The sequence below is a fragment of the Candidatus Accumulibacter sp. ACC003 genome (assembly GCF_907163085.1).
In the GTDB taxonomy this organism is placed as follows: Bacteria; Pseudomonadota; Gammaproteobacteria; order Burkholderiales; family Rhodocyclaceae; genus Accumulibacter.
Window position 1 is genome coordinate 428,551 of sequence record NZ_CAJQTX010000006.1, and the last position, 23,133, is coordinate 451,683.

A 23,133-nucleotide genomic window follows, 5' to 3' on the forward strand; every position below is an offset into this window, starting at 1 on the left:
ACCGCCTTGAGTGCGGTGGCAGTATTCTTTCATCGTGATACACGTCATTGATCTTTTCGCAGGCCCTGGGGGGCTTGGCGAGGGCTTCGGCTCACTTCGTGACAGCACCGATGAAGCAGTGTTCGATATTCGTTCGTCGTTCGAAAAGGAGCCGGTGGCCTATCGCACCCTCTCTCTGCGGGCCTTCTACAGGGCTTTTGGCCATCCGAGTGATGTGCCCGGCGAGTACTACCAATACCTGCGCAACAGAATTTCCCGGGAAGATCTGTTGGGAAATCCTCGTTTTCGTGATCAGGCCAGCAGGGCGCTTGAAGAGGCGCATTGCGTTGAACTCGGCATCACGCCAGCCGAGGAGGTCGACCAGAAGATAGCGCACGCCCTCCGGGGCAATATGCCGTGGGTACTGATTGGCGGCCCGCCCTGCCAGGTCTACTCGGTGGTTGGGCGGGCTCGCTGGCGTCGAGACAATGTCGAGAAATTTGAAGGCGACCATCGGCATTTTCTCTACAAGGAGTATCTTCGGATCATCCAGAAGTTTCAGCCTGCCGTCTTCGTGATGGAGAATGTCCGGGGAGTACTGTCGTCGACACATGGCGGCACCCCGATCTTCAACAGAATCCTGGACGACCTCTCAAACCCTTCTCCGGGGCTCCACTACGAAATTCGTTCGTTCAATTGCGCCGGTGATGCGCGGACCGCGAACCCCATGAACTTTGTGGTTCAGTCCGAGAACCATGGCCTGCCACAAGCCCGTCACCGGGTGATGCTCCTTGGTGTTCGTGAAGATATCCGGGCCCGGCAGCATCAGGTGCTCGCAAGAACAGGTTCGGTGTCGGTTAACCAAGCAATTCATGATTTGCCTCGTGTCCGGAGTCTCCTCTCACGCGGCAAGGATTCCGCCGAAAGCTGGCAAACCATCTTTGACGAGCTGTTGGCAGTGCTGTCCAGAACGGCGCCAGGAACCCTGAGCTTCGTGAACCAGGAGCTCGAACTGTCCATGGCGGGCCGAGCGATACCGGCAAGCGCCGGGGGGCGCTATATGCGTGGCCTCGAAGCCAGAGCTGACCGGCTGCCTCCAAGCTTGAGAGAGTGGTTACGTGACGAACGCCTGGAGGGGTATATCCAGCATGAGGCCCGCGCCCACATGCGGGCCGATCTGCACCGTTATCTTTATAGTGCTTGTTTCGCCAAGCGGCACCGCCGCTCGCCAAAGGTTGATGAGTTTCCTCGAGAGTTGCTGCCCCAACACGCGAATGTGCATTCCGAGAAGGTGCCATTTCGTGACCGCTTCCGGGTACAGCTCGAAAATGGGCCATCGACCACCGTGGTATCCCACATTTCAAAGGATGGTCACTACTACATTCACTACGATCCTGCCCAGTGCCGCAGTCTTACCGTTCGAGAGGCTGCGCGTTTGCAGACGTTTCCTGACAACTATTTTTTCGAGGGTAACCGTACGGAGCAATATTGGCAGGTTGGCAATGCCGTTCCGCCGTTTCTCGCCAGGCAGGTTGCAGGCATCGTAGCCGAGCTTCTTCAGGGCGGCGAACAGACCGCTGAACGAGCGGGCGAAGGAAGTCCGACCGTCGCCGTGGAGCCTCTCGCCAAGTTGCCAGCATGATGGATGTGGTGGATCCGGCGACACGTTCCCGCATGATGTCGGGTATCAGGGGCAAGAACACGCGCCCGGAAATGCTGGTACGGAAATTCCTGCACGGGCACGGCTTTCGTTACCGGCTGCACTCAAAGAGCCTGCCAGGAAGTCCGGACATCGTGATGCGGAAGTGGAAGGTTGCCGTTTTGGTGCACGGCTGCTTCTGGCATCGTCATGAAGGCTGCAGATTTAGCACCACACCAGGCAGCAACGTTGGACACTGGCAGAGCAGGTTTGAGGAAAACACCGTGCGTGATCGACGGAACGTCTGCGAGCTTGTAGCCAGAGGGTGGAGAGTTATCATTCTGTGGGAATGCGGTTTGAGAGAGGTTAAGGCGGGCAAGCTAAACCTCCTGTGGCTGCTCGACAGCATCAGGACTGCAAACTGTGCCGGCCGCCTATTGGAATGGCCCCAAGCAGAAGGTAAACTTGGACCCGAGCACCATTCCACCATTTCGACGGTCGGTTTGTTGACCTGAAGGAGGAGTAGCCATGGCGACGCAGACAAATGAAGGCCAGGACAGAATCGAGACGATGGCGTTCGAATTCAGTGTAAATCTGAAGAGATGGCTGTCGCACAAGCAGATGAAGAAGGTGGTTTCCCGGAACAAGCACGAGGACGAGCCAAACATCTGTCACAGTCATGATTTCTGCGATGCAAACATGGCACTGCACGATGTGTTCATGAAGCATGGGATGGATGTGACGGCTGAAGGGGGTGTCACTCGTCATGGTCAGGAATGGCATGATGTCTGGCAACTGGCCAAGCGGAAGCGCTTCTGGTTCCGGCCAAAGTAGGGTGAGCGGACTCCTCTGAAGTCGAACTGGAAGGCCTTCGTTCGCGAAACGGCTGCCGCCGACAACAGCGCCCGCTTCCCCCAAACTACTACCCAGCAACTCCCCGCAGCCGCGCTTCCTCCTCGCGCCTTGCCTTCCCGCCAACCCTACAGCCAGTTCTCCATGGCCTTCGCGTCAACGCACTCTTCATCCGTCGTCACCACCGGTACTGCCTTCGCACGCTTGATCACTTCGCGCACCACGTCGGGTGACAGGAGATTGGCGATACGCGCGTGTGGCAGCGGGAAAACGATTGCTTTGCAGCCGAGCTGCTCGGCGATGTCGCCTTCGCGGTAGTTCTCCTGGTAGGAAACGCCGGCCGCGGTCAGTGTTTGCACGGCATCGTGCAGGATGTCGGCCAAGGCCTGCGCCACTGCGCCGGTGATCGCCAGTTCGCTGCCGATGCCGACGACCATGAAGCCAAGCTGCTGGTTCATAAGTTCGCTGGCTATCGACGCGACGGCAATCTGATGGTGGTCGGGGCAAGCGGAAGCAGTTGACCCCACACGTGACGCCGTTTTAAGGTGGCGACGAACCCGAATGCTCCGTGTTGAAAGATCGCCAGCTACCCACGACGACAGTCAGAATAACCGAGGGAATAATGACCATGCTTTCGTCCCTGCTCGTTCGCCCGCTGCTGTTGCTGTCGCCGGCTCTGGCATGGGCCTCCGCAGGGGGTGGCGAGCGCCTTGACCTGACCGCGCACTGGGTCGGTTTTGCCGCCCTGGCCTTGTTTGGCCTCGCCTACGCACTGGTGATGGCGGAGGAGGTCACGCATCTACGCAAGTCGAAACCCGTGATCCTGGCCGCTGGCATCATCTGGGCCCTGATCGGCAGCGTTTATACCGCCCACGGCATGAACCATGCGACAGAAATGGCGGTGCGGCATAATCTTCTCGAATACGCCGAGCTGATGCTGTTCCTGCTGGTCGCAATGACCTACATCAATGCCATGAGCGAGCGCAATGTCTTCGAGGCCCTGCGCTCGTGGCTGATCAAGAAGGGCTACGGACTGCGGAAACTGTTCTGGATAACGGGCGTGCTGGCGTTTTTCATCTCTCCGGTCGCCGATAACCTGACCACCGCGCTGCTGATGTGCGCGGTGGTCATGGCGGTCGGCGGCGAAAATGCCAGGTTCGTCCTGCTCGCCTGCATCAATATCGTCGTGGCGGCAAACGCCGGTGGCGCCTTTAGTCCCTTTGGCGACATCACGACGCTGATGGTCTGGCAGAAAGAGATCCAGACGCCGCAGGGTGTGGTGGGCTTCGGCTCCTTCTTTGCCCTGTTCATTCCCGCGCTGGTCAACTGGCTGCTACCGGCGGCCATTATGTCGACCAGGGTTCCGAACGTACAACCCCTCGGTGGCGGTGCGGCAGTGGTGATGAAACGCGGTGCCAAACGCATCATTGCCCTGTTCCTGCTGACTATCGCGACAGCCATCGGCTACCACAACTTCATAAATCTGCCACCGGTCATCGGCATGCTGACCGGCCTGGCCTATCTGCAGTTCTTCGGCTATTACCTGAAGAAAACCGTGCACTTTGAGTACGGCATGAGCAGGCGTCGGTTCCGGACCGAGATCAGGAACGACGACAGCATGGGCAGCCTGCCGGCATTCAACGTCTTCGACAAGATTGCCCGGGCCGAGTGGGATACCTTGCTTTTTTTCTACGGCGTGGTGTTATGCGTCGGCGGCCTCGGTTTCATCGGCTACCTGGCGATGGCCTCCGAGCTGATGTATGGCGACTGGGGTGCGACCAGGGCCAATATCGCGATCGGCATCCTGTCGGCGATCGTCGACAACATCCCGGTGATGTTCGCCGTGCTGACCATGCTGCCGGAGATGTCGATGGGGCACTGGCTGCTGGTCACGCTTACCGCGGGGGTGGGCGGTTCCCTGATGTCAATCGGTTCGGCCGCAGGGGTGGCTTTGATGGGGCAGGCGCGCGGCAAGTACACCTTCTTCGGCCACCTCAAATGGGCGCCGGTCATCGCGCTCGGCTACGCTGCCAGCATCGCCACGCACCTGTGGATCAATAATGCGATGTTCTAGGGGGCATCGACCTTGCCCGCTGCGGACGCAATGGCAGCATGCGCTGCGCAAGCCGCGACGATTACCAGTAGCGCTTGTCGTTGCCCAGCCGCTTTGCCGCGAACACTCTTGGCGTCGAATTTCTACAGCCAGTTGTTCTCAGCCTTCTCGGCAATGCCTGCCGCATCCGTCGTCACCACCGGCACGGCCTTCGCGCGCTTGATCACTTCGCGGACCACGTCGCGCGAGAGGAGTTTGGCGATCCGCGCGTGCGGCAGCGGCAGAATGATCGCCTGGCAGCCGAGTTGTTCGGCGACGTCGCCGATCTGCTCGACGATGTCGCCTTCGCGGTAGATCTTCTGGCAGGACACGCCTGCCGCGGTCAGCGCTTGCGCGGCATCGTGCAGGATGTGCGCGCCGCATTCGGCCTGGAAGCGGGCGATCTCGACGTGCGTACGAAAACGCAGCACTTCCGGCGCGGTGACCGCTTCCGAGACGAATAGCAGCGCGACCTGCACCGGCTGGCCGCTGCGCTGCAGACGCATGGCGTAGCGAATTCCCCAGCGCGAGCGTTCGGTCGGGTCGACCGGGATGAGCAGCCGCTTGGCGCGTGCGCCTTGCGCAAGCGGTTGATAGGCAAGGGGCTGGCTCATGATGCCTCCTTTCGCGTTCAATCCGCTCGGAATCGGCGAGCTGTTCATCGAGTCAGGGCAGGTAGTAGAGAGCCAGCCAGGCCAGCAGCATCACGACGGTCCACAAGGCCATGCTGCCGGTGGGCCAGGTTCTGGCCAATGCGCCCTGCGGGCCGTGGTGGTGGTGCAGGGACTTGCCGGCGCGCTGGGCCACCGACGCGGCAGTACGTTCCAGGCCGCCGATGACAGCTTTAAACAGCGGCGTCAGCAGAGTGGCGAGGCGGGGCGCAAACATTCGGTAAAACCAGTCAAGGTCCAGCGAGATGGTCAGCGTGCGCTTCAAGAAGCTGAGCATGACGAAGAATGCCAGGCCCGAGAAAAGCAGGAGTTGCAGCTGCGTCAGCACGTGGGCGCCGCTGTATGGCGCGTAGTTGACCGCGAAGGGCAGCAGGGCATAGAGCGGCGCCGGGAACAGGCCCAGGCCGATGCACAGTGCGGAAAAGAAGATCATCGGTATCTGCATGCTTGCCGGCGGATCGGCCGGGCGTAGTCCGCTATCCTTCTGGAAGAAAACGAACCACGGGAATTTGATGCCGGCGTGCAGGAACACGCCCGCCGAGGCCGCCGCCAGTCCGAGCCAGACGTACTGCAGATGCTCGTCGCCAGCCGCCTGCGAGATCATTGATTTGCTGACGAAGCCCGAAGTCCAGGGAAACGACGAGATGGCGAGCGCGCCGATGATGCCGCACACGGCGGTGACCGGCATGCTCTGAAAGAGGCCGCCAAGATCGGTGCACTTGCGCCGGCCGGTGCGGTACAGGACGGAGCCGGCAGACATCAGCAGGAGCGCCTTGTAGATGATGTGGGCGAAGGCATGCGCGGCGGCGCCGTTAAGCGCCATTTCGGTGCCGATACCGATTCCGACGACCATGAAACCGACCTGGTTTACGATCGAGTAGGCGAGGATGCGCCGCATGTCGTTCTCGAGCAACGCATAGACGATGCCGTAGAAGATCATGAACATGCCGATCCAGATCAGGATTTCGGTTCCGGGGAAGCCGCGCAAGAGGACATAGACCGCCGTCTTGGTGGTGAACGCGGACAGGAAGACGGTGCCGCTCCACGACGCCTCGGGGTAGGCATCGGGTAGCCAGGCGGATAGCGGCGGTGCGCCGGCGTTGATCAGGAATCCTGCCAGGATCAGCCAGCTGGCCAGGGAATCGGGCGTTATTGGTGTAAAGGCGACCGAGCCGGTAGTGGCGACGTGACCGGCGATGCCGGCCATCAGGGCGACGCCGCCGAGCAGGTGGATAGACAGATAGCGCATGCTCGCCAAATAGGCGGCGCGGCTGCCCGCACTCCAGATCACCAGGGTCGAAGCGATGGCCATAAGTTCCCAAAAGATGAACACCGTGATGAGGTCACCGGCGAAGGCGACGCCGATCGCCGAGCCCGCGTAAAACAGCGCCGCCGGCACTTCCACGCGGCTCTCCTGGCGCAGCGCGAAGAGGGCGCCAGTCGCAGCCATTAGCGCGAAGATGGTGGCAAACAGGCGCGTCAGTTTGTCGCCGGCGAGCGGGCTCAGCGTGTAGTCGAGGAAGTGGAGTTGCCATGCGCTGCCGTCCGGCACCTGCCAGATCGCCCATAGTGCCGCCAGCGGCAGGGCCAGCGAGGCGGCTTGCCGGGCACCCCGCTGCGGCAGCCAGGGCAGCACCAGGGCACCGAGAACGAGAATCAGCGCTGGGTGGACGATCATTGCTGGTCACCGTAGTAGGTGTCGGGCCGCTTGATCAGCAGGCCCAGCCCCTTGGCGAAAAAAATCATCGCCGCGCAGGTGAGGAAGCCGTACCACGCGTGGAAGCCGAACCAGCCGTCGAAGCCGAAATGCGGGTGTAGATGCACCACCCGTTCGGCGATGACCGTCGCGACCAGGATGGCGATGAACAGGCGCCACAGCAAGGTGATCGTCTGCGGGCGCACCAACCAGTGCTTCTCGGCGTTCGCCATCAGTTTCAGCCTCCGAGCATCTGACGTGCCAGCGCCAGCGGCACATCGGGAAAGAAGAACAGCGCCAGCGTGCCGGCAGCGGTCACCGCCAGGGCCGCGACCATCGGCAGTGGCGCCTCACCGTGGGCGTCGCCGTGCTCGTGTCCGTCGGCTAGCGGCACGCCAAAGAAAGCGCGATAGACGATGGGCATGAAATAGCCGGCGGTGAGCAGCGTGCTGGCCAGCAGGACAATCACGATGGCCCACTGCCCAGCCGCCATGGCGCCGGACAGGAGATACCACTTGGAAACGAAGCCGGCCGCCGGTGGCAGGCCGATCATCGACAGCGCGCCGATGGTGAACGCGGCCATGGTCCACGGCATGCGCCGGCCGATACCGTCGAGCTCGCTGACCCTGGTCTTGTGGGCCGCCGTATAGATGGCTCCGGCGGCGAAAAACAGGGTGATCTTGCCGAGTGCGTGCGCGGCGATGTGCAATGCCGCAGCCGCCAGCGAGTACGGGGTGAGCAGCGCCGCGGCCAGCACGACATAGGACAGCTGGCTGACCGTCGAATAGGCCAGGCGCCGCTTCAGGTTGTCGGCGCGCAAGGCGACGATCGAGGCGGCGATGATGGTGAAGCCGGCTACCGCCAGCAGCCAGTCGGTGCTCGTTTCGGTGGCCAGTGTATCGACGCCGAAGACGTAGATGATCACCTTCAGGACGCTGAAAACGCCGGCTTTGACCACCTGCCACGGCGTGCAGCAGTGCCGAGACCGGCGTTGGCGCGACCATGGCTGCCGGCAGCCAGCGGTGGAAAGGCATCAGTGCCGCTTTGCCGATGCCGAACACGTACAACGCCAGCAGCCCGGCGAGCGCAACGCCCGACAGCTGATCGTGCAGGATGCCGCCCGGCGTGAAATCGGTGGTGCCGGCGACATGCCAGGTAAACACCAGCGCCGGCAGCAGGAAGACTATCGAGGTGCCGATCAGCAGCCCCAGATAAACGCGCCCGCCGGCTTTCGCCTGGTCGTCGCCGTGGTGGGTGACCAGCGGGTAGGTAATCAGCGTCAGCAGTTCGTAGAAAACGAACAGCGTGAACACGTTGGCGGCAAAGGCAATGCCGATTGCCGCCGCGATCGCCAGTGCGAAACAGACGTAGAAGCGGGTCTGGCGCGCTTCGCCGTTGGCGCGCATGTAGCCGATCGAGTACAGCGAGTTCACGACCCACAGCGCCGACGCGACGAGCGCGAAAATCATCCCCAGCGGCTCGAGCAAGAAGGCGATTTCGAGGCCCGGCAGGAGCTCGAACAAGCGCACCCCGGGCCGCCCGTCGCCCATTACCGTCGGCAGCAGCGCGAGCACGCAGAGCAGCAGCAAGGCGGCGCTGGCCAGCGTCGCCGTTTCGCGCAGGTTTGGCCAGCGCTTGCAGAGAGCGATCAGCGCGCTGCCGACGATCGGCACCGCGACCGCGACGAGGATCAGGGTCTCGGCGGCGATCATCGCGAGACCCCGAGCAGTTGCGCCGCGGCGGTAGCTGCCGAGCCGACCGTTACCGAGGTGTCGACGCCGAACCAGATTGTCGCGGCGACCAGGATCCAGGCCGGCAGAGCCAGTGCCAGAGGCGCCTCACGGACGCCCGCGAGGTCGGCGCGTGGGGCGTGGAAGTAGGCCACCTCGACGAAGCGCCAGACGTAGGCGACGGCCAGCAGCGACGACAGCACGATCAGGAAGACCAGCCACCACTGGCCCTTCTCGAGCGCCGCCAGGATCAGATACCACTTGCTGACGAAACCCGCCGTGCCCGGTACGCCGATCAGGCTCAGGCCGCACAGCACGATGCCGAAACTGGTCACGGGCATCACCCTTCCGACGCCGTGCACGCGCGCCAGGGTAACGCCACCCATGCCGGCGATCACCGCCCCGAGCAGCAGGAACAGGCCGCCCTTGGTGACCGCGTGGTTGACCAGGTGCACGATGGTCGCGGTCAGCCCGGTCACCGAGTCGAACGAGATACCGAGGACGACGTAGCTGATTTGCGCGACGCTGGAGTAGGCGAACAGCCGTTTCAGGTTGTCCTGGAAGATGGCCACCGTCGACGCGACAAACATCCCGGCGAGCGCCAGCACCAGCATCAGATCCTCCATCGGCAGGCGCTGGAAGATGGCCGTTTCCCCGAACACCGAGAAGTAGAAGCGCAGCAGCGCGTACACCGATACCTTGGTGGCGGTCGCGGCGAGGAATGCCGATACCGCCGACGGCGCGTAGGCGTAGGCGTTGGGCAGCCACTGGTGCAGGGGGAACAAGGCCAGCTTCAGCGAGATGCCGACGGTGAGAAAGGCCAGCGCCGCCAGCACCGGCCGGTGACTGGTCATCGCCTGCAGGCGGATGCTCAGGTCGGCCAGGTTGAGCGTGCCGGTCTTGATGTACAGCAGGCCAATGCCGATGACGATGAAGGTGGCGCCGATGGTGCCCATGATCAGGTACTGGAACGCCGCTACCAGCGAACGGCGGTCCTTGCCGAGCGCGATCAGGGCGTACGAAGAAAGCGACGAGATCTCGAGGAAGACGAAGAGGTTGAAGGCATCGCCGGTAATCGTGATGCCGAGCAAACCGCTCAGGCACAGTGCGAACAGGGCGTAGAACAGGTAGTGCTTGTCCTGGCGAATCTCGCGCTCGATGCTGGCGCGGCTGTAGGGCAGGACTACCGAGGCGATGCCGGCGACCAGCATCAGCATCAGCGACGACAGCGCGTCGACCCGGTACTCGATTCCCCAGGGTGGCGGCCAGCTGCCGATGGCGTAGGAAATCAGCCCCGACTCGCCGACCTGCAGCCACAACAGGATGCTGATCGCGAAGGCCGTCCAGGTCGCCGCCAGCACCAGCACGAAAGCCGCCAGACGGTCGCGCAGGAGCACCGCCAGCGGCGCGCTGACGAGCGGCACGACGATCTGCAGGGCGGGCAGGTGCTCGGCGAAATTCATGGCTTGGCCTCGCGCTTGTCGTCGGCCGGATCGAGATCAAGACGCAGAATCTCGTCCTCTTCGATGCTGTCGTACTCCTCGCGGATGCGTACCACCAGCGCCAGACCGAGGGCCAGCGTCGCCACGCCGACGACGATCGCGGTCAGGATCAGCACCTGCGGCAAGGGGTTGGAGTACACCGTGAAGCTGGCGTCGACGATCGGCGCGGTCGCCCCGACGATCTTGCCCGGCGTCAGGTAGAGCAGGTACACCGAGGTCTGCAGAATCGCCAGCCCGACCAGTTTCTTGATCAGGTTACCGCGGGCGATGACGATGAACAGTCCGCTCATCGCCAGGAAGAGCATCACCCAGTAGTCGTAATGGCTGAAGAAGTTCATTCCTGGTCCTGGCCGCGCTGGGCGAACAGGTAGAAGATCTTCACCAGGACGCCACAGACGGTGATCGCCACGCCGAGCTCGATCCAGAAGATGCCGCGGTGCTGGCCGGCAACCGGGTCGGCGTCGAGGACGAAATAGTCGAGGAAGTTGCCGCCAAAATGCAGGCCGGCGAAACCGACAGCCAGGTAGAGCAGCACGCCGGCGGCGATCATCGACTCGACCAGCGCGTCGGGAAGCACCCGCCGCGCCGTGCTCAAGCCGTAGATCATGGCGTAGAAGACCATTGCCGCGGCGACGATGGCGCCGGCCTGAAAGCCGCCACCGGGTCCGTAATCACCGTGAAACTGAACGTACAGGGCGAACAGCAGGATGAACGGAATGAGCAGCTTGCCGATCACTCGCAGGACCATGTCGTTCTTCACTGCTTGCCCCTCCGGACATAGCGGCGGCGGCCGAGCAGAGCGATCACGCCGATCCCGGCGGTGAACACCACGACCGTTTCGCCGAGCGTGTCGAAGCCACGGTAGCTGGCGAGGATGGTGGTGACGACGTTCGGAACGCCGGTAACCCGCGGGCCGTCGGCGAGATAGCGCGGCGCGACATGGGTGTGGATCGGCGCCGTGGCATCCGAAAATGGCGGCAGGTCCCAGGTGCCATAGACCAGCACCAGGCCGGTGCCGATGGTCACCGCCAGCGGCAGCCAGGGCTTGTGGGCCGGCTTTTCCTCCTCGCTCTTGCACAGGTGCAAGGCGCCGAGCAGCAGCACGGTGGAGAAGCCGGCGCCGATCGCGGCCTCGGTCATCGCCACGTCTACGGCATCCAGGGCGACCATCACCGTCGCCGTGAGGAAGCTGTACAGGCCGAACAGGACGACCACCGCGAACAGGTTGCGCGTGCGCGTCAAGGCCACCACGGCAATCATCATCTGGGTGAGCAGGACGTTGACGATCAGGGTTTCGATGGCGCGGCCTCCTTCGCCGGTGATTCCCTGCCGTGGTCGCTGGCGGGGCTGGTGGAGGCGGGCAGGGCGCCGTCGGCATCGGCCAGCAGCGGTGCCAGGCCGCCCCGCATTGCCGCCTTGGCCAGCGCATGGCCGGCGACCGGACCGGTGAAGAACAACAGCAGGCCGATCATCACCAGCTTGGCCGCGACCAGGCTCAGCCCCGCCTGCAGGATCAGCCCGAGCAAAATCAGTCCGGCGCCGAGCGTGTCGACGACGCTGGCGGCGTGCATGCGGGTGTAGAAGTCGGGCATGCGCAGCACGCCGAGCGCGCCAATGACGCAGAACACGCTGCCGGCGAGCAGGCAGATCCAGCTCGGGATGTCGATCAGCGCGCTGCTCATCGCGTCGCCTCGCGGTGACGGCGGCGGTCAGCAAGCTGGCCGTCGTGGAAGAACTTGAGCACGGCGACGGTACCGACCAGGTTGAGCAGGCCGTATACCAGGGCCAGGTCGAGGAACTCCGGCCGACCGCCGAGAAAGCCGATCAGCGCCAGCAGCAATACCGTACAGGTACCGATGGTGTTGGTCGCCAGCAGGCGGTCGAAGACCGTTGGACCCAGCACTGCCCGAGCCAGCGCCAGGCTGACGGTGATCAGTAGCGCCAGGGTGGCGGCGGCGAACATCAGGCCGACTCCTCGAAGACGAAGCCCTCGAGGGCGGCGACGCGACGGTCCATCTCGCTACCGGCCAGTGCCGCGGCGCCGCTCGCCGTCAGCGCGTGTACGAGCATTTCACCCATGCCGACCTCGACGGTGATCGTACCCGGGGTCAGCGTGATCGAGTTGGCATGAATGACCAGGCCCAGCTCGGTGGTCTGCAAGGGCTTGAAGCGGACCAGCGTCGGCGTGATCGGCAGGCGAGGATCGACGATGCGCCGGCTGACGTCCCACGCCGACACGACGATTTCCCGGCTCAGCCACGGCCAGTAGGAGAACAGGGCGCGCCAGCCGAGCCGGGCCGGCCGCCCCTGATGATCGAAGCGGTCCATGCGGGCCGCGATGAGCAACACGGACAGGGCGCCAGCGGCGCCAGCGGCGAGGAGAAAGGGCGTGTAGATTCCCGAGAACAGCAGCCAGAAAACATACAGCGTCAGCAAGGCACTCAGCGAGTAGAACATCGGAACCCTCCATCAGCGCGGTCAAGTAGCGCGCCGTTGCGAGACGACGCTGCCAGTCCATGGTAGGAAGCGAAGTGGCGTTTGAAAATTCGGGATCGCGCGTACGGGCGCCCGCTCGTCGGCGGATCCGGCGCCGGCCTTGACGGCGGCGCTGGTCAGCCGGCGGCTAGGTGTTTCACGTACGCAGGCCTCCCGATTACGCAAGCGTCGGCGTTGGTGCACAATGCGTGTTCATTGAAGCGAAGCGAGCTGAAAGACACGATGACTGCCGCAAGCCGACTGCGATGGAGCGATGCGCTGCTGTTGATCGTCGGCTATGTCGCGCTCGACTGGATGAGCTTCTTCCATCCCCTGCACGGTTCCTACATCACCCCCTGGAATCCGGCCCCGGCACTGGCCCTGGTGTTCATGCTGCGGCATGGCTGGAAGGCCGCGCTGCCGCTCGCTCTGGCCGTGCTGCTGGCGGAAATCTGGGTGCGCAGTCTGCCGGCCGCTCTGCCCGCGTCGGTGGCCATTGCCGCCCTGTTAACGCTCGGCTACGGCGCCATCGGCGGCATCCTCAGACGGCGGGTCGGTGGCCTGGGGATTTTTTTCGACCGTTCGGGAATGCTGCAGTGGTCGGGCATCGTTGTCGCCGGCACTCTCCTGACCAGCCTGAGCTTCGTGCTCGCGCTGGTCGGGCTCGATCTGGTACCGGCGGCTGCTTGGCGCGAGGCGGTCAGCCACTACTGGATCGGCGACGGCGTTGGCATCCTGGTGTCGATGCCGCTACTGTGGATGCTCTTCGACGAGCGCGATCGCGTGCGCCTGCTGGCCGCCGTCAAACGGCCCGATACGCTCGGTTACGTGCTGGCGGCGACGGCGGCGCTGTGGGTTGTCGTCGGCCTCGGCGTCGAAGCGGACATCAAGCACTTCTACCTACTGTTTCTGCCGATCATCTGGGCGGCGGCGCGCGAAGGCCTGGCTGGCGCGGTGCTCAGTGCGGCGGTGATTCAGGTCGGGATCATCGTCGTCGTCCACTTGCAGGGTTTTTCGGCGGTGACCGTACTCGAAATCCAGGTGGTCACCGTGGTGCTGGTGCTGGCCGGTTTTTTCATCGGCGTGGTGGTCGACGAGCAGCAACGCATCAGCGCCGAACTGCGCCACACGCTGCGCCTCGCCGCCGCTGGCGAAATGGCCGGTGCGCTGGCGCACGAACTAAACCAGCCGATCACCGCGCTGTCAGCCTACGGCTCGGCTTGCGAGGAGTTGCTGGCGCGCGGCGAAACGGGTGAGCGCCTGAAGACGACGATCCGCCTGATGGTCGCCGAATCGTATCGCGCCGCCGAGGTCGTCCGCCGATTGCGCGACTTCTTCCGCGCCGGCACCACCCGGCTCGAGCCGGTTCCGCTGCCACAGCTGCTGGCTGCTGCGAGCAGCGCCTTTGCCAGCCGCGCCGCCAGCGTCGGCGTGCAACTGACGCTGGCGGCGATCCCGGACGGCGTGCTGATGGCCGATCGGCCACAACTGGAAGTCGTCCTCCGCAACCTGCTGGCGAACGCTTTCGACGCCGTTGCGGAGCAAGCCGAAGGCAAACGTAGGGTCACTCTCAGCGCTGTGCTGGAGGGCGACGACCGGGTCTGCATCAGCGTCGAAGACAGCGGCCCCGGCCTCAGCAGCAGCGCGATTGCGCGGCTCTTCGAACCGTTCAATTCGAGCAAGTCCAGCGGCCTCGGCCTGGGACTGGCGATCAGTCACGCCATCGCCGAGGCACACGGTGGCAAGCTCTGGGCCGAGGTCGGTGAGCGCGGCGTTTTCAGGCTCGTGCTGCCTTTCGAAGGAGCACCGGCCAGTGCCTGATCTGAACGTCTTCATCGTCGACGACGACGCCTCGGTACGCGATTCGCTGGGCCTGCTGCTCGGCCTGCGCGGCTACCGCACGGCGATCTTTTCCGACGCCGAGACTTTCCTGCAGGCGCTGTCGCCGCACTGGCGCGGCTGCGTGCTGCTCGATATCCGGATGCCGGGAATGGATGGTCTTGCCCTGCAGCGGCGCCTGCTTGAACTCGGCTGCAGCCTGCCGGTGATCGTCATCACCGGCCACGGCGACGTCGAGTCGGCGCGCAGCGCCTTCAAGGCGCAGGCCGCCGATTTCCTCGAGAAGCCGCTCGACCAGGCCAGGCTGATGGCGGCGATCGACGACGCGCTGGCGAAGCACGGCGTCAGCAGCCACGAGAGCGACCAGCGCCAGCACTTTGCCGAGTTGCTGGCGACACTGACGCCGCGCGAACACGAAGTCATGGAACTGATCGTCGCCGGCGGCCACAACCGCGACATCGCCGACCAACTGGGAATCAGTCCGCGTACCGTCGAAGTACATAAGGCACGCGTGATGCAGAAGCTGAACGTCGACGGCGTCGCGCAACTCGTCAGGTATAGCCTGGGCAAGCGCTGATACGAGGCGGCCAGTTCCTGGAAACGCCGGTGCCGGTGGACAGGAGCGATGCGAAGACGGTCGAAGCGCGCTGGCCGGGCCGCCCCGGGTGCCGATTGCGATCGGCGCCAATCGCCGGCAAGGGCGCTCGGGCGCTCGGGCGGTCAGTCGGTGAGCGGCGTGAGCGGCGCGAGCGGCGCGCCTGGTGTAGTGTTGCCTTCTTGCCGAGACCTTCATCAAGCCTGAAGGCGAGGCCAGAGCGAAGCGTTGTGGTCGCCGAAATTGGCATCTGCGCAAGCGCCTGCGGCCACCCTGCAAGGACAAGCGCCGCGCTCGGCGAGCGTTGCCGAGCGCCACGGCCGAGACGCGGCACGCACCGACACGCACGCCGTCATTGCGAGGAGACCAAGCCGACGCGGCAATCCAGCGCCACCCTCTGACTTATTCACGGCCGCCGCATCGCCGACGTCAGGAGCAAGCTTCCTGGATTGCCACGTCGGCTGCGCCTCCTCGCAATGACGCGGCGCGGGCCAGGCGTCGCGCCAGGACGTCGCCCGAAAGCAGCCACCGCCTAGACCAGCTACGGACGCGCGACAAAGGCGGCACCCACGCCCCACCGTCATTGCGAGGAGGCAAAGCCGACGCGGCAATCCAGTGCCACCCTCCGACTTCGTCACGGCCGCCGCATCGCCGACGCCAGGAGCAAGCTTCCTGGATTGCCACGTCGGCTGCGCCGCCACGCGATGACGCGGCGCGGGCCAGGCGTCGCGCCAGGACGTCGCCCGAAAGCAGCCACCGCCTAGACCTTGACGCTCTCAGGAATTGACCCACTTTTGCTCACGAAACCGGACCCGCCTAGTCGTCATGGCTGTGCGCACGAAAATGCCGCGCACACAGCCATTCCCGAGCGTACTCGCCTCTACACGGCGTCAAGGGTACGCTGCGCCGGGCTGCAAAAACCGCAGCCCGCCCTTGACCCCGCTCCGAGGCGAAAACCTGGGTGTTGGCGCGCGCCAACGGTGGGTCAATTTCCGTGAGCGAAAAAGGGTCAGTTTTCGTGAGCGTTGAGGCCTAGACCAGCTACGGACGCGCGACAAAGGCGACACCCACGCCCCACCGTCATTGCGAGGAGGCAAAGCCGACGCGGCAATCCAGCGCCACCCTCTGACTTATTGGCCGCCGCATCGCCAACGCCAGGAGCAAGCTTCCTGGATTGCCACGTCGGCTGCGCCTCCTCGCAATGACGCGGCGCGGGCCAGGCGTCGCGCCAGGAAAGCGCCCGCGCTCCGAGGCGTGGCCTCGTCTGTTCCCTGGCACGTTCAACACTACGCTAGCGCATGGCAAAAACCTCCTGATGGAAGCGGAGCTTGCCGCGCCAGAGCTTGCGCAGGCCATCGTGCAATCCCCTGGCGAGTCCCTGCGGGCCGCAGAACCAGACCTCGGCCGGGCGCCAGCGATCGTGGCCGGCGGCAAGTTCTTCGGCGCCAAGGCTCTGACCCTGTCGCGAACCATGGACGTGCAGGTGGATCGACGGCAGTGACGAGCACAGCGTTTGCAGCCGGGCGACGAAGGGGTCGGCGTCGCGGTCGCGCGTGCAGTAGTGCAGATCGGCGTCGGCCACCTCGTCGGGTCGGCTATGCAGCGCTTCGAGCCAGGCCAGGAAGGGCGTCACGCCGATGCCGCCGGCGATCCAGATTTGTTGCGCGCCGCGCCGCTGGCGGGGCAAACCGAAACGTCCGTACGGCCCCTCGACAGATACCGGCTGGCCGACCGTGAGGCGTCTGCCGAGGCCGCCGGTATAGTCGCCGAGGGCCTTGATCTCGAATGAAATTTCGCCGTCGCCGTGGTCGGCACTGGCGATCGTGAAGGGATGCTGTCCTTCGCTTGGGTCGAAGCTGATGAAAGCGAACTGGCCAGGTCGATGGCCACGCCAGCGCTGATTCAGCCGGCAACGTACGGAGAGGACTTCCGGCGCCGAGTGGCTGACCGAGACAAGCTCGCCGCGCACCTGCCGCGAGCGACCGATGCGCCCGCTCAGCGACAGCACGCTGCCGTAGACGCCGCCGGCAATCAGGACCGCCAGCAGTAGCCCGACCGGCTGCGTCCAGTACGCCGCCGGCGCCAGCAGCAGGGCATGAAAGGCGAGCATCAGGTAAAGCAGCGGCATCGCCCGATGCAGGAAACGCCATATCCGGTACGGGAAACGCTGCCACAGAGTGATCGCCAGCATCGCCAGAAGCGCGTAGATCGCCCATTCACCGAGGTTTCCGGCGAGATCGCGCAGGACTTCGAGGAAGCCACCGTAGTTCTCCTTTGGCACGCGTCCGGCACGGCCGATGAGTGCCTTCAGGACGTCGCTCGACATCTCGATCAGCCAGTGCAGCGCGGCGAAAGCGCAGGCCAGGATGCCCGCCCACTTGTGCGTGCGATAGACCCGGTCCAGGCCACCCAGCGGCGCCTCCAGCCAGGTCGGGCGGCTGGCCAGCAGCATCGCTACCGATAGCAAGGAGATCGACAACAAGCCGCTCAGGTAGAGCGCCTCCTGGCGCAGCACCCACAGCGGCGCGCCAGCGGACGGCGTGCCGACGACCAGGGCATCCCAGCCCCAGGCCAGTGATACGAAGGCGATGATCAAGGTGAGAAAGCTTTTCATGGTGAGTCCATCAGGTCAGGTGAAGTCGTCAAGCGGCCCGCCGCGCTGTTCATTGCTCGCCACGCCGCGGACGGCGGTGATTGCGGGCGGACGACCGCCGCCTAGTCGTCGTAGTAGCCGCGCTCCGCCGCCGCGTGGCAGGCGACGCAGTTGGCCTTGCTGCGAACGTCCTTGTGCTGCCACTCGCGGGCAGAAACTTCGCGGTGCTCGCGCAGCCAGCGGCTGAGTTCGGTGATCCGCAGCGGTGCATTGGTCGTCGAGGTTCCGCGCAGCAGCTTGTCGCCGTAGCGCCGGCCACCGGTATCGCCGGCGTTGGCGACCAGATAGTCGGTGATGTGCGCGGCGGTCGCGGCGTCGACGCTGGCGTCGTCGCCGAAGTGGTTCTTGAGATCGCCCATCATCCGCTGCCACGAACCGGCGGGCAGCATCGAGGGCGGGAAAGCGAGGTGGCAGCTGCCGCATTCTTCCTTGACGACGGGGTCCGTGACCGGCGCGAAGTAGTGGCTGCCGCCGGCCTGGGCACGCTGGAAGAGCAGGGCCGAAAAGGCAATGGCAACGACGCCGAGGGCAATCGAGCGATAGGGCAGACGCATGGTTTCCTCCTTGACGAGAGACGGTGGTGTGGCTATTGGCTGAGCATGAAGCTGAGCCAGTCGCCTTTTTCCTGTGGCGTACATTCGCGGCCAAGGACTTCATTGCAATTGCGCTTGAACCATTTATCGACCTTGGCCGGGTCGGTGTAGCGGCCGGGGTTCACCGACACGGCGAGCGGATCGATTGCTTTACCGGTAGGCGTGCGGCCGGCCGTGCGCGGGTCAGTGGAGTGGCAGCTGGTGCACGCTGGCGTAGCGGCCTTGCCGCCAGCGAACGATTTGCGGTGAAAGGCTTCACCGCGCGTTGCCGAGAATCCGGCGAAGGCCGGGTCGGCTTTCTTCGCGGTGGTGGCGTAGCCGGTAAGCAGGTCGTCGCGTGCCGCGGCGACGACGGTGACGCTGGCCAGCGCCAGAGCGACGGCCAGCAGCAGCCTGCTTTTTGGTGCATTCATGATGGCTTCCTCGCTGTTCGGGTTCGACATGGCGCCACTTTGCCTGGCGGTCGCTGAACGCTTGCTGAAGCGCTCGTTCATCGTGCGTTCAGCCAATCCGGCGTAAAAGGGAGGGGGCGGGCAGCACGCGATCAAGCTGGCGCTGCGGCGCGCAAAGCCCTTACTGTGAAAGTCGCGTAGGCGACTCTCGAAACTCCCGTCTCCCCTTGCGGGAGAAGGGCCAGGGGAAGAGGGGAGCGGTCATGACTTTCATGATCTGGGGTATCTCGACATGTCATGACCGTTATCGTGAAAAACCAGCTCCGTTACACTCTGGAGATGCTTCGTTTGAATAAAGCCTTGTTCGCCGTCGCCGCTTTGTTGCTGGTGTCGGTCAGTATCAGCGTCGCCGGTGACGGCCATGGTGAGGACCACGATCGCGCGCGGCAGGCGCTCGAAGCCGGCGAGGTGCTGCCGTTGCGGACGATCATCGAGCGCGTCGAGCGCGATTACCCCGGCCAGATCGTCGAGGTCGAACTCGAGCGCGATGACGGCCGCTGGCAGTACGAGTTCAAGCTGCTGCAACGGGGTGGTTCGCTGCTCAAGCTCAAGGTCGACGCGCGCGACGGCAGCGTTCTCGGCGTCAAGGGGCGCTCGGACGGCGGGCACGCCGAGCGCAGTCGACGCGGCCGGGCAGACGACTGATGCGCATCCTGATCGTCGAGGACGAACCCCTCCTGCAAACGCAACTCGCCGCTGCGCTGCGCGCTGCCGGCTACGCGGTCGATAGCGCGGGCAACGGCGTCGACGCCCTTCATCTGGGCGACAGCGGCTCGTACGACGCGGTGATTCTCGACCTCGGCCTGCCGCAGCTCGACGGCATCAGCGTCCTGCGCCAATGGCGTGCCGCCGGCCGCGGCATGCCGGTGCTGATCCTGACCGCGCGTGACGGCTGGCACGAAAAGGTCGCCGGCATCGACGCCGGCGCCGACGACTATCTGAGCAAACCCTTCCACATGGAAGAACTGCTTGCCCGCCTGCGCGCGCTGATCCGCCGCGCCGGCGGTCACGCCAGCGCCGAGCTCGTTTGCGGGCCGCTGACACTCGACACGCGCAACAGTCGTGCGACGGTGAACGGCCAGGCCCTGACGCTGACCAGCCACGAGTACCGCGTGCTCGCCTACCTGATGCATCATCGCGAGCAGGTGATATCGCGTGGCGATCTGGTCGAGCACATCTACGCGCAGGACTTCGATCGCGATTCGAACACCGTCGAGGTGTTTATCGCCCGCCTGCGCAAGAAACTGCCAGCGGGGCTGATCGAAACCGTTCGCGGCCTCGGTTATCGCCTGACGGCGCCTGGCTAAGCGTTCTCGTGCAATTCCTGGCCATCACCGCGCGCGCTTCACTACGTCTCCGGCTGCTCGCCGGCACGCTGTTCTGGATCGCCGCGTCGATCGCCGTTGCCGCCTGGGGATTGGGCGGCCTGTTCGGCGAGCACGTCGCGAAACAGTTCTACGGCGAGCTGAAAACGCACCTGGATCAGCTGACCGCGCACCTGGCGGTCGGCGCGCAGGGACAGCCGACGCTGAGCTCGGCGCTCAGCGACCCGCGTCTGCGCCTGCCATATGGCGGGCTCTACTGGCAGGTCGACGAGATCGCCCAGCCCGACCAGGTCGCCGCGCCGGCCGCCGGTAGCCTGCGCTCGCGTTCGCTGTGGGACAGCGTGCTGCTCGTTCCACAGGACGCGCCCGCCGACGGAGAAATTCACCAGCACCGGCTGGCCGGTCCGGCCGATAGCTCGCTTGGCGTCGTCGAGCGCGTGGTGCGCATCGACCCGCGACCCGACGGCCCGGAACGGGCTTTCCGGTTGATCGTCGCCGCCGACGAGCGGCTGCTGCGTGAACCGGTGGCCGCCTTCAATAGCGCGCTATGGCTGGCTCTCGGCGTCCTCGGCGGCGGCCTGGTCATGGCCGCGCTGGTGCAGGTGCTGATCGGATTGGCGCCGCTACGCAAGCTGCGCGCCGCGCTCGCGCGCGTGCGCAACGGCGACGCGCAAAGCCTCGTTGGCGACTTTCCCGCGGAAGTCATGCCGCTGGTCGACGAGTTCAACGCCGTCCTGGCGGAAAACGCCGAGGTCGTCGGGCGCGCCCGGACGCAGGCCGGCAACCTCGCGCACGCGCTGAAAACGCCGCTCAGTATTCTCGCCAACGCCGCCACCGGCAGGGACGACGAACTCGCCAGACTGGTCGTCGGCCAGGTCGATACCGCCAAGCGCCAGGTCGACTATCACCTGCTACGCGCGCGTGCGGCCGCCGCGGTGCGTGCGCCCGGTGCCCGCACGCCGCTGCCGGCCGTTCTCGAAGGCCTGCTGCGGACCATGCGCCGCCTGCACGCCGAGCGGCCGCTTGAGCTCGTGCTGCAGCCGATGAGCGAAGCACTGTCTTTTCGCGGTGAACAGCATGACCTGCAGGAAATGCTCGGCAACGTGATCGACAACGCCTGCAAGTGGGCTAGTCGCCGCGTCGAGGTCAGCGCCTGCGTCGACCGCGGCAGCCTGCTGATTGGCGTTGACGACGACGGCCCGGGGATCGCCGCCGCCGACCGCGAGGCGGTTCTCTGCCGCGGCGTTCGCGCCGACCAGCAGGTGCCGGGCAGCGGCCTCGGACTGGCGATCGTCGACGATCTCGCGCCGCTCTACGGCGGCGAACTCGCTCTCGCCGATTCGCCGCTCGGTGGCTTGCGGGTGCTGCTCAGGCTGCCGCTTGCGGATGCCGCGGCGCAGGTCCATTAGGACCATTGCTGCGGGTCGGCCGCTGACTCTTGACCGAGCGCGGGGTTTGTCGAGGCCCACTACCTTTCCGCCGCATCGACAACAGCCAAACCGCTGGATTGCCGCGTCGGCTACGCCTCCTCGCAGTGACGCGTGCGCTGGTCTAGTGCTGTTGCGTTCCTGTCGCGACTTCCCAGGAAGCGCTCGATGATCTCTTGCGTCGCGGCGGACATTCTGCCGCCGAGTGTCGGATCGCCATAATCAAGGTAGTGCAGCGCTGCGGCGTCGTCGCCGGCGAGCGGTGTCCCCGACACAGAGGTGTGGAAGACGTGGTGGCAGTTGGTATGCGATTCGTGGCTGAAGAGGAATTGCAGCGAGTCGGCGAGCAGGCAGGTTTCTTCGGCGAGTTCGCGGGCCGCGGCCTGCGCGCGCGATTCCTGCGGATTGATGCCGCCGCCGGGCAGCAGGATCAGTCCGCCACGGTTCTCGACCAGCAGGATTTTGCCGTCGATCTCGACGATCACGGTCGCTCTTTGTCGCTTCATGTGGGTACTCCGTACGGTCAGAGGGGGTGTTCCAGACAAGGGTCCGAGGCGGCTGGCGTGCCAGCGGTGGCGCCTTGCTCGGGCCATGGCCAGTGCCAGTGCGCTAGGCGGCCGCCAGTCCAGCGCATTCGACGGCGACCAGCGCCTTGGCCTGATTGAAGTCGCTGCTGCGGCCGCAGGCGTAGAGGCAGCAGGCGAGTTGATTGGCGATCGGGCTCGGCAGCGACGCTTCGCCGACGAGCACGCGGCGCAGCCAGGCGACCGTGCTGCTGGCGTCACAGGTCTCGGGTAGCTGCGGCAGCGCGCGCAGGCTGTCGCGCTCGGCTTCGAAGAGGACGTCGCTGACGCCGTCGTGCAGGTGTTCGATCAGCGGTCGGCGTTTTGGATTGGCGAAGGGCTCGCCTTCGGTGCCGCGCAGTAGCAGCGCGTGCGCGCCGCTGATGGTCAGGATCGCGCGCATGCTGTTGATGTAGTCGGGGTGCGTCGCGGCGGCCAGCAGCAGCGCTTCGCCGTGGAAGGGGTCGAGCATCTTGACCAGGCTGTGGGCACAGTTGCGCAGGCCGAGACGGCTGCGCAAGGCGAGTTGCCGGTCGAGGCCGGGGGAAAGCAAGGGTAGCGGCAGGTAGGCCAGACCGTACTCATCGATCGCCAGTTGCGCCTGCGCCAGGCTGCGACACGCCTGGACGCCGAACTCGGCGAAAATCTGCTCGCTGGTGACGCGTCCGTAGTCGTCACCGAGGCCGTGCACCAGCACCGGCACGCCGAAGCGCTGCAGCAGCAGCGCCAGCAGCGGCGTCAGATTGGCGCCGCGCCGCGCGCCGTTGTAGCTCGGGATGACGATCGGACGCAGCGCTCCCGGCGGGCGACCGAGGCGCGGCAGGCGTTCGTTGGCGGCGGCCAGGAAGCCGGCCATTTCGTCGACCGTTTCGGTCTTCATGCGCAGGGCAATGGCGATGGCGCCCTGTTCGAGGTCCGGCACGTCGCCGTCTAGCATCGCGCCGTAGAGCTGCTGTGCCTGGCTACGCGACAGGTCGCGGGCGCCTGCCGCGCCACGTCCGATGTCCCTGATCAACGCCGCAAGATCAATGCAATCCATGCCCCCTCCAA

General features: G+C 65.0%; 26 protein-coding genes and 1 pseudogene. 9 read left to right on the forward strand and 18 right to left on the reverse strand.

The genetic code is table 11. The features are described 5' to 3' along the window. Nucleotides 1-34: 34 nt before the first annotated feature. Genes dcm through QZ656_RS15240 form a run of 3 tightly spaced genes read left to right on the forward strand, consistent with a single transcriptional unit; the run spans nt 35 to nt 2,452 of the window. A complete protein-coding gene (gene dcm / locus QZ656_RS15230) occupies nt 35-1,621 on the forward strand; it encodes a DNA (cytosine-5-)-methyltransferase (protein ID WP_291994176.1) in 1,587 nt (528 codons plus the stop codon). Further along, nucleotides 1,618-2,133 carry a DNA mismatch endonuclease Vsr gene (vsr, locus tag QZ656_RS15235; protein ID WP_291994177.1) on the forward strand — a complete coding sequence of 172 codons (516 nt, stop codon included), beginning with the start codon at nt 1,618-1,620 and terminating at the stop codon, nt 2,131-2,133. Before dcm ends, vsr begins: the two co-directional genes overlap by 4 nt. A 13-nt stretch (nt 2,134-2,146) precedes the next feature. Then, nucleotides 2,147-2,452 (forward strand): hypothetical protein, encoded by a 306-nt coding sequence (locus QZ656_RS15240; protein ID WP_291994178.1) that lies wholly within the window; start codon nt 2,147-2,149, stop codon nt 2,450-2,452. Between the two features lie 146 nt (nt 2,453-2,598). On the opposite strand, the gene QZ656_RS15245 is transcribed toward QZ656_RS15240, so the two are convergent. Then, entirely contained in the window at nt 2,599-2,928 is a 330-nt protein-coding gene (locus tag QZ656_RS15245) for a hypothetical protein (RefSeq protein ID WP_291994179.1), read from the reverse strand. 170 nt (nt 2,929-3,098) lie between these two features. Here QZ656_RS15245 and nhaD point away from each other — a divergent pair, with 170 nt between their 5' ends. Further along, nucleotides 3,099-4,544, forward strand: coding sequence for a sodium:proton antiporter NhaD (nhaD, locus tag QZ656_RS15250; RefSeq protein ID WP_291994180.1), 1,446 nt, complete (start codon nt 3,099-3,101; stop codon nt 4,542-4,544). A gap of 122 nt (nt 4,545-4,666) precedes the next feature. Here nhaD and QZ656_RS15255 read toward each other — a convergent pair whose 3' ends face one another. The 12 genes and pseudogenes from QZ656_RS15255 to QZ656_RS15305 form a co-directional block, all read right to left on the reverse strand. Beyond that, on the reverse strand, nt 4,667-5,176 hold the full coding sequence (locus QZ656_RS15255; RefSeq protein ID WP_291994181.1) for a universal stress protein: 510 nt from the start codon (nt 5,174-5,176) through the stop codon (nt 4,667-4,669). A gap of 52 nt (nt 5,177-5,228) precedes the next feature. Then, nucleotides 5,229-6,911 carry a Na(+)/H(+) antiporter subunit D gene (locus QZ656_RS15260; RefSeq protein WP_291994182.1) on the reverse strand — a complete coding sequence of 561 codons (1,683 nt, stop codon included), beginning with the start codon at nt 6,909-6,911 and terminating at the stop codon, nt 5,229-5,231. Beyond that, nucleotides 6,908-7,162, reverse strand: coding sequence for a hypothetical protein (locus QZ656_RS15265; RefSeq protein ID WP_291994183.1), 255 nt, complete (start codon nt 7,160-7,162; stop codon nt 6,908-6,910). Before QZ656_RS15265 ends, QZ656_RS15260 begins: the two co-directional genes overlap by 4 nt. 5 nt (nt 7,163-7,167) lie before the next feature. Beyond that, nucleotides 7,168-7,887: a proton-conducting transporter membrane subunit gene (locus tag QZ656_RS24150; RefSeq protein WP_366522174.1), complete on the reverse strand. Its 720-nt coding sequence runs from the start codon at nt 7,885-7,887 to the stop codon at nt 7,168-7,170. Nucleotides 7,888-7,951: 64 nt separating this feature from the next. Next, nucleotides 7,952-8,641, reverse strand: a pseudogene (locus QZ656_RS24155) (proton-conducting transporter membrane subunit); the annotation flags it as partial. Then, nucleotides 8,638-10,122 (reverse strand): monovalent cation/H+ antiporter subunit D family protein, encoded by a 1,485-nt coding sequence (locus QZ656_RS15275; protein WP_291994184.1) that lies wholly within the window; start codon nt 10,120-10,122, stop codon nt 8,638-8,640. The pseudogene QZ656_RS24155 and the gene QZ656_RS15275, both read right to left, overlap by 4 nt. After that, the gene (locus tag QZ656_RS15280; protein ID WP_291994185.1) at nt 10,119-10,499 is read right to left on the reverse strand and encodes a cation:proton antiporter subunit C; all 381 of its coding nucleotides are present in this window, start codon (nt 10,497-10,499) and stop codon (nt 10,119-10,121) included. Before QZ656_RS15280 ends, QZ656_RS15275 begins: the two co-directional genes overlap by 4 nt. Continuing rightward, nucleotides 10,496-10,921, reverse strand: a complete 426-nt coding sequence (locus QZ656_RS15285) for a Na(+)/H(+) antiporter subunit B (RefSeq protein WP_291994186.1) — start codon at nt 10,919-10,921, stop codon at nt 10,496-10,498. The genes QZ656_RS15280 and QZ656_RS15285 overlap by 4 nt, the downstream gene beginning before the upstream one ends. After that, complete coding sequence (locus QZ656_RS15290) at nt 10,918-11,424, reverse strand: DUF4040 domain-containing protein (protein WP_291994187.1); 507 nt, start codon at nt 11,422-11,424, stop codon at nt 10,918-10,920. The genes QZ656_RS15285 and QZ656_RS15290 overlap by 4 nt, the downstream gene beginning before the upstream one ends. A 23-nt stretch (nt 11,425-11,447) precedes the next feature. After that, nucleotides 11,448-11,843, reverse strand: a complete 396-nt coding sequence (gene mnhG, locus QZ656_RS15295) for a monovalent cation/H(+) antiporter subunit G (protein ID WP_291994188.1) — start codon at nt 11,841-11,843, stop codon at nt 11,448-11,450. After that, nucleotides 11,840-12,124, reverse strand: coding sequence for a monovalent cation/H+ antiporter complex subunit F (locus QZ656_RS15300; RefSeq protein WP_291994189.1), 285 nt, complete (start codon nt 12,122-12,124; stop codon nt 11,840-11,842). The genes mnhG and QZ656_RS15300 overlap by 4 nt, the downstream gene beginning before the upstream one ends. Further along, nucleotides 12,124-12,618 carry a Na+/H+ antiporter subunit E gene (locus QZ656_RS15305; protein ID WP_291994190.1) on the reverse strand — a complete coding sequence of 165 codons (495 nt, stop codon included), beginning with the start codon at nt 12,616-12,618 and terminating at the stop codon, nt 12,124-12,126. Before QZ656_RS15305 ends, QZ656_RS15300 begins: the two co-directional genes overlap by 1 nt. 261 nt (nt 12,619-12,879) lie before the next feature. Here QZ656_RS15305 and QZ656_RS15310 point away from each other — a divergent pair, with 261 nt between their 5' ends. Next, a complete protein-coding gene (locus QZ656_RS15310) occupies nt 12,880-14,457 on the forward strand; it encodes an ATP-binding protein (RefSeq protein WP_291994191.1) in 1,578 nt (525 codons plus the stop codon). Next, entirely contained in the window at nt 14,450-15,052 is a 603-nt protein-coding gene (locus tag QZ656_RS15315) for a response regulator (RefSeq protein ID WP_291994192.1), read from the forward strand. Before QZ656_RS15310 ends, QZ656_RS15315 begins: the two co-directional genes overlap by 8 nt. 1,309 nt (nt 15,053-16,361) lie before the next feature. Here QZ656_RS15315 and QZ656_RS15320 read toward each other — a convergent pair. The 3 genes from QZ656_RS15320 to QZ656_RS15330 form a co-directional block, all read right to left on the reverse strand. Then, nucleotides 16,362-17,684, reverse strand: a complete 1,323-nt coding sequence (locus QZ656_RS15320; protein ID WP_291994193.1) for a ferric reductase-like transmembrane domain-containing protein — start codon at nt 17,682-17,684, stop codon at nt 16,362-16,364. Between the two features lie 101 nt (nt 17,685-17,785). Continuing rightward, a complete protein-coding gene (locus QZ656_RS15325; protein WP_291994194.1) occupies nt 17,786-18,277 on the reverse strand; it encodes a diheme cytochrome c in 492 nt (163 codons plus the stop codon). Between the two features lie 32 nt (nt 18,278-18,309). Continuing rightward, on the reverse strand, nt 18,310-18,729 hold the full coding sequence (locus tag QZ656_RS15330; RefSeq protein WP_291994195.1) for a DUF1924 domain-containing protein: 420 nt from the start codon (nt 18,727-18,729) through the stop codon (nt 18,310-18,312). Nucleotides 18,730-19,056: 327 nt separating this feature from the next. Here QZ656_RS15330 and QZ656_RS15335 point away from each other — a divergent pair, with 327 nt between their 5' ends. From QZ656_RS15335 to QZ656_RS15345, 3 genes are read left to right on the forward strand one after another with little or no spacing between them, the layout of a single operon-like run. Further along, the gene (locus QZ656_RS15335; RefSeq protein WP_291994196.1) at nt 19,057-19,413 is read left to right on the forward strand and encodes a PepSY domain-containing protein; all 357 of its coding nucleotides are present in this window, start codon (nt 19,057-19,059) and stop codon (nt 19,411-19,413) included. Continuing rightward, complete coding sequence (locus QZ656_RS15340) at nt 19,413-20,075, forward strand: response regulator transcription factor (protein WP_291994197.1); 663 nt, start codon at nt 19,413-19,415, stop codon at nt 20,073-20,075. Before QZ656_RS15335 ends, QZ656_RS15340 begins: the two co-directional genes overlap by 1 nt. 8 nt (nt 20,076-20,083) lie before the next feature. Next, nucleotides 20,084-21,502 carry an ATP-binding protein gene (locus QZ656_RS15345; protein WP_291994198.1) on the forward strand — a complete coding sequence of 473 codons (1,419 nt, stop codon included), beginning with the start codon at nt 20,084-20,086 and terminating at the stop codon, nt 21,500-21,502. A 110-nt stretch (nt 21,503-21,612) separates the two neighbouring features. Here the strand turns inward: QZ656_RS15345 and QZ656_RS15350 are convergent, their stop codons facing one another. Then, on the reverse strand, nt 21,613-22,026 hold the full coding sequence (locus QZ656_RS15350; protein WP_291994199.1) for an NUDIX domain-containing protein: 414 nt from the start codon (nt 22,024-22,026) through the stop codon (nt 21,613-21,615). 103 nt (nt 22,027-22,129) lie between these two features. Beyond that, complete coding sequence (gene ybiB, locus QZ656_RS15355; protein WP_291994200.1) at nt 22,130-23,122, reverse strand: DNA-binding protein YbiB; 993 nt, start codon at nt 23,120-23,122, stop codon at nt 22,130-22,132. Between the last annotated feature and the right edge of the window lie 11 nt (nt 23,123-23,133).

What these genes read in the sequence shown, in the direction of transcription:
- ybiB (WP_291994200.1), bottom strand. Translation starts at nt 23,122, where the DNA reads ATGGATTGCATTGATCTTGCGGCGTTGATCAGGGACATCGGACGTGGC.
- QZ656_RS15265 (WP_291994183.1), bottom strand. Translation starts at nt 7,162, where the DNA reads ATGGCGAACGCCGAGAAGCACTGGTTGGTGCGCCCGCAGACGATCACC.
- mnhG (WP_291994188.1), bottom strand. Translation starts at nt 11,843, where the DNA reads ATGAGCAGCGCGCTGATCGACATCCCGAGCTGGATCTGCCTGCTCGCC.
- QZ656_RS15310 (WP_291994191.1), top strand. Translation starts at nt 12,880, where the DNA reads ATGACTGCCGCAAGCCGACTGCGATGGAGCGATGCGCTGCTGTTGATC.
- QZ656_RS15305 (WP_291994190.1), bottom strand. Translation starts at nt 12,618, where the DNA reads ATGTTCTACTCGCTGAGTGCCTTGCTGACGCTGTATGTTTTCTGGCTG.
- QZ656_RS15280 (WP_291994185.1), bottom strand. Translation starts at nt 10,499, where the DNA reads ATGAACTTCTTCAGCCATTACGACTACTGGGTGATGCTCTTCCTGGCG.
- vsr (WP_291994177.1), top strand. Translation starts at nt 1,618, where the DNA reads ATGATGGATGTGGTGGATCCGGCGACACGTTCCCGCATGATGTCGGGT.
- QZ656_RS15300 (WP_291994189.1), bottom strand. Translation starts at nt 12,124, where the DNA reads ATGTTCGCCGCCGCCACCCTGGCGCTACTGATCACCGTCAGCCTGGCG.
- QZ656_RS15255 (WP_291994181.1), bottom strand. Translation starts at nt 5,176, where the DNA reads ATGAGCCAGCCCCTTGCCTATCAACCGCTTGCGCAAGGCGCACGCGCC.
- QZ656_RS15275 (WP_291994184.1), bottom strand. Translation starts at nt 10,122, where the DNA reads ATGAATTTCGCCGAGCACCTGCCCGCCCTGCAGATCGTCGTGCCGCTC.
- QZ656_RS15290 (WP_291994187.1), bottom strand. Translation starts at nt 11,424, where the DNA reads ATGATGATTGCCGTGGTGGCCTTGACGCGCACGCGCAACCTGTTCGCG.
- QZ656_RS15240 (WP_291994178.1), top strand. Translation starts at nt 2,147, where the DNA reads ATGGCGACGCAGACAAATGAAGGCCAGGACAGAATCGAGACGATGGCG.
- nhaD (WP_291994180.1), top strand. Translation starts at nt 3,099, where the DNA reads ATGCTTTCGTCCCTGCTCGTTCGCCCGCTGCTGTTGCTGTCGCCGGCT.
- QZ656_RS15350 (WP_291994199.1), bottom strand. Translation starts at nt 22,026, where the DNA reads ATGAAGCGACAAAGAGCGACCGTGATCGTCGAGATCGACGGCAAAATC.
- QZ656_RS15330 (WP_291994195.1), bottom strand. Translation starts at nt 18,729, where the DNA reads ATGAATGCACCAAAAAGCAGGCTGCTGCTGGCCGTCGCTCTGGCGCTG.
- QZ656_RS15245 (WP_291994179.1), bottom strand. Translation starts at nt 2,928, where the DNA reads ATGAACCAGCAGCTTGGCTTCATGGTCGTCGGCATCGGCAGCGAACTG.
- QZ656_RS15340 (WP_291994197.1), top strand. Translation starts at nt 19,413, where the DNA reads ATGCGCATCCTGATCGTCGAGGACGAACCCCTCCTGCAAACGCAACTC.
- QZ656_RS15325 (WP_291994194.1), bottom strand. Translation starts at nt 18,277, where the DNA reads ATGCGTCTGCCCTATCGCTCGATTGCCCTCGGCGTCGTTGCCATTGCC.
- QZ656_RS15260 (WP_291994182.1), bottom strand. Translation starts at nt 6,911, where the DNA reads ATGATCGTCCACCCAGCGCTGATTCTCGTTCTCGGTGCCCTGGTGCTG.
- QZ656_RS15320 (WP_291994193.1), bottom strand. Translation starts at nt 17,684, where the DNA reads ATGAAAAGCTTTCTCACCTTGATCATCGCCTTCGTATCACTGGCCTGG.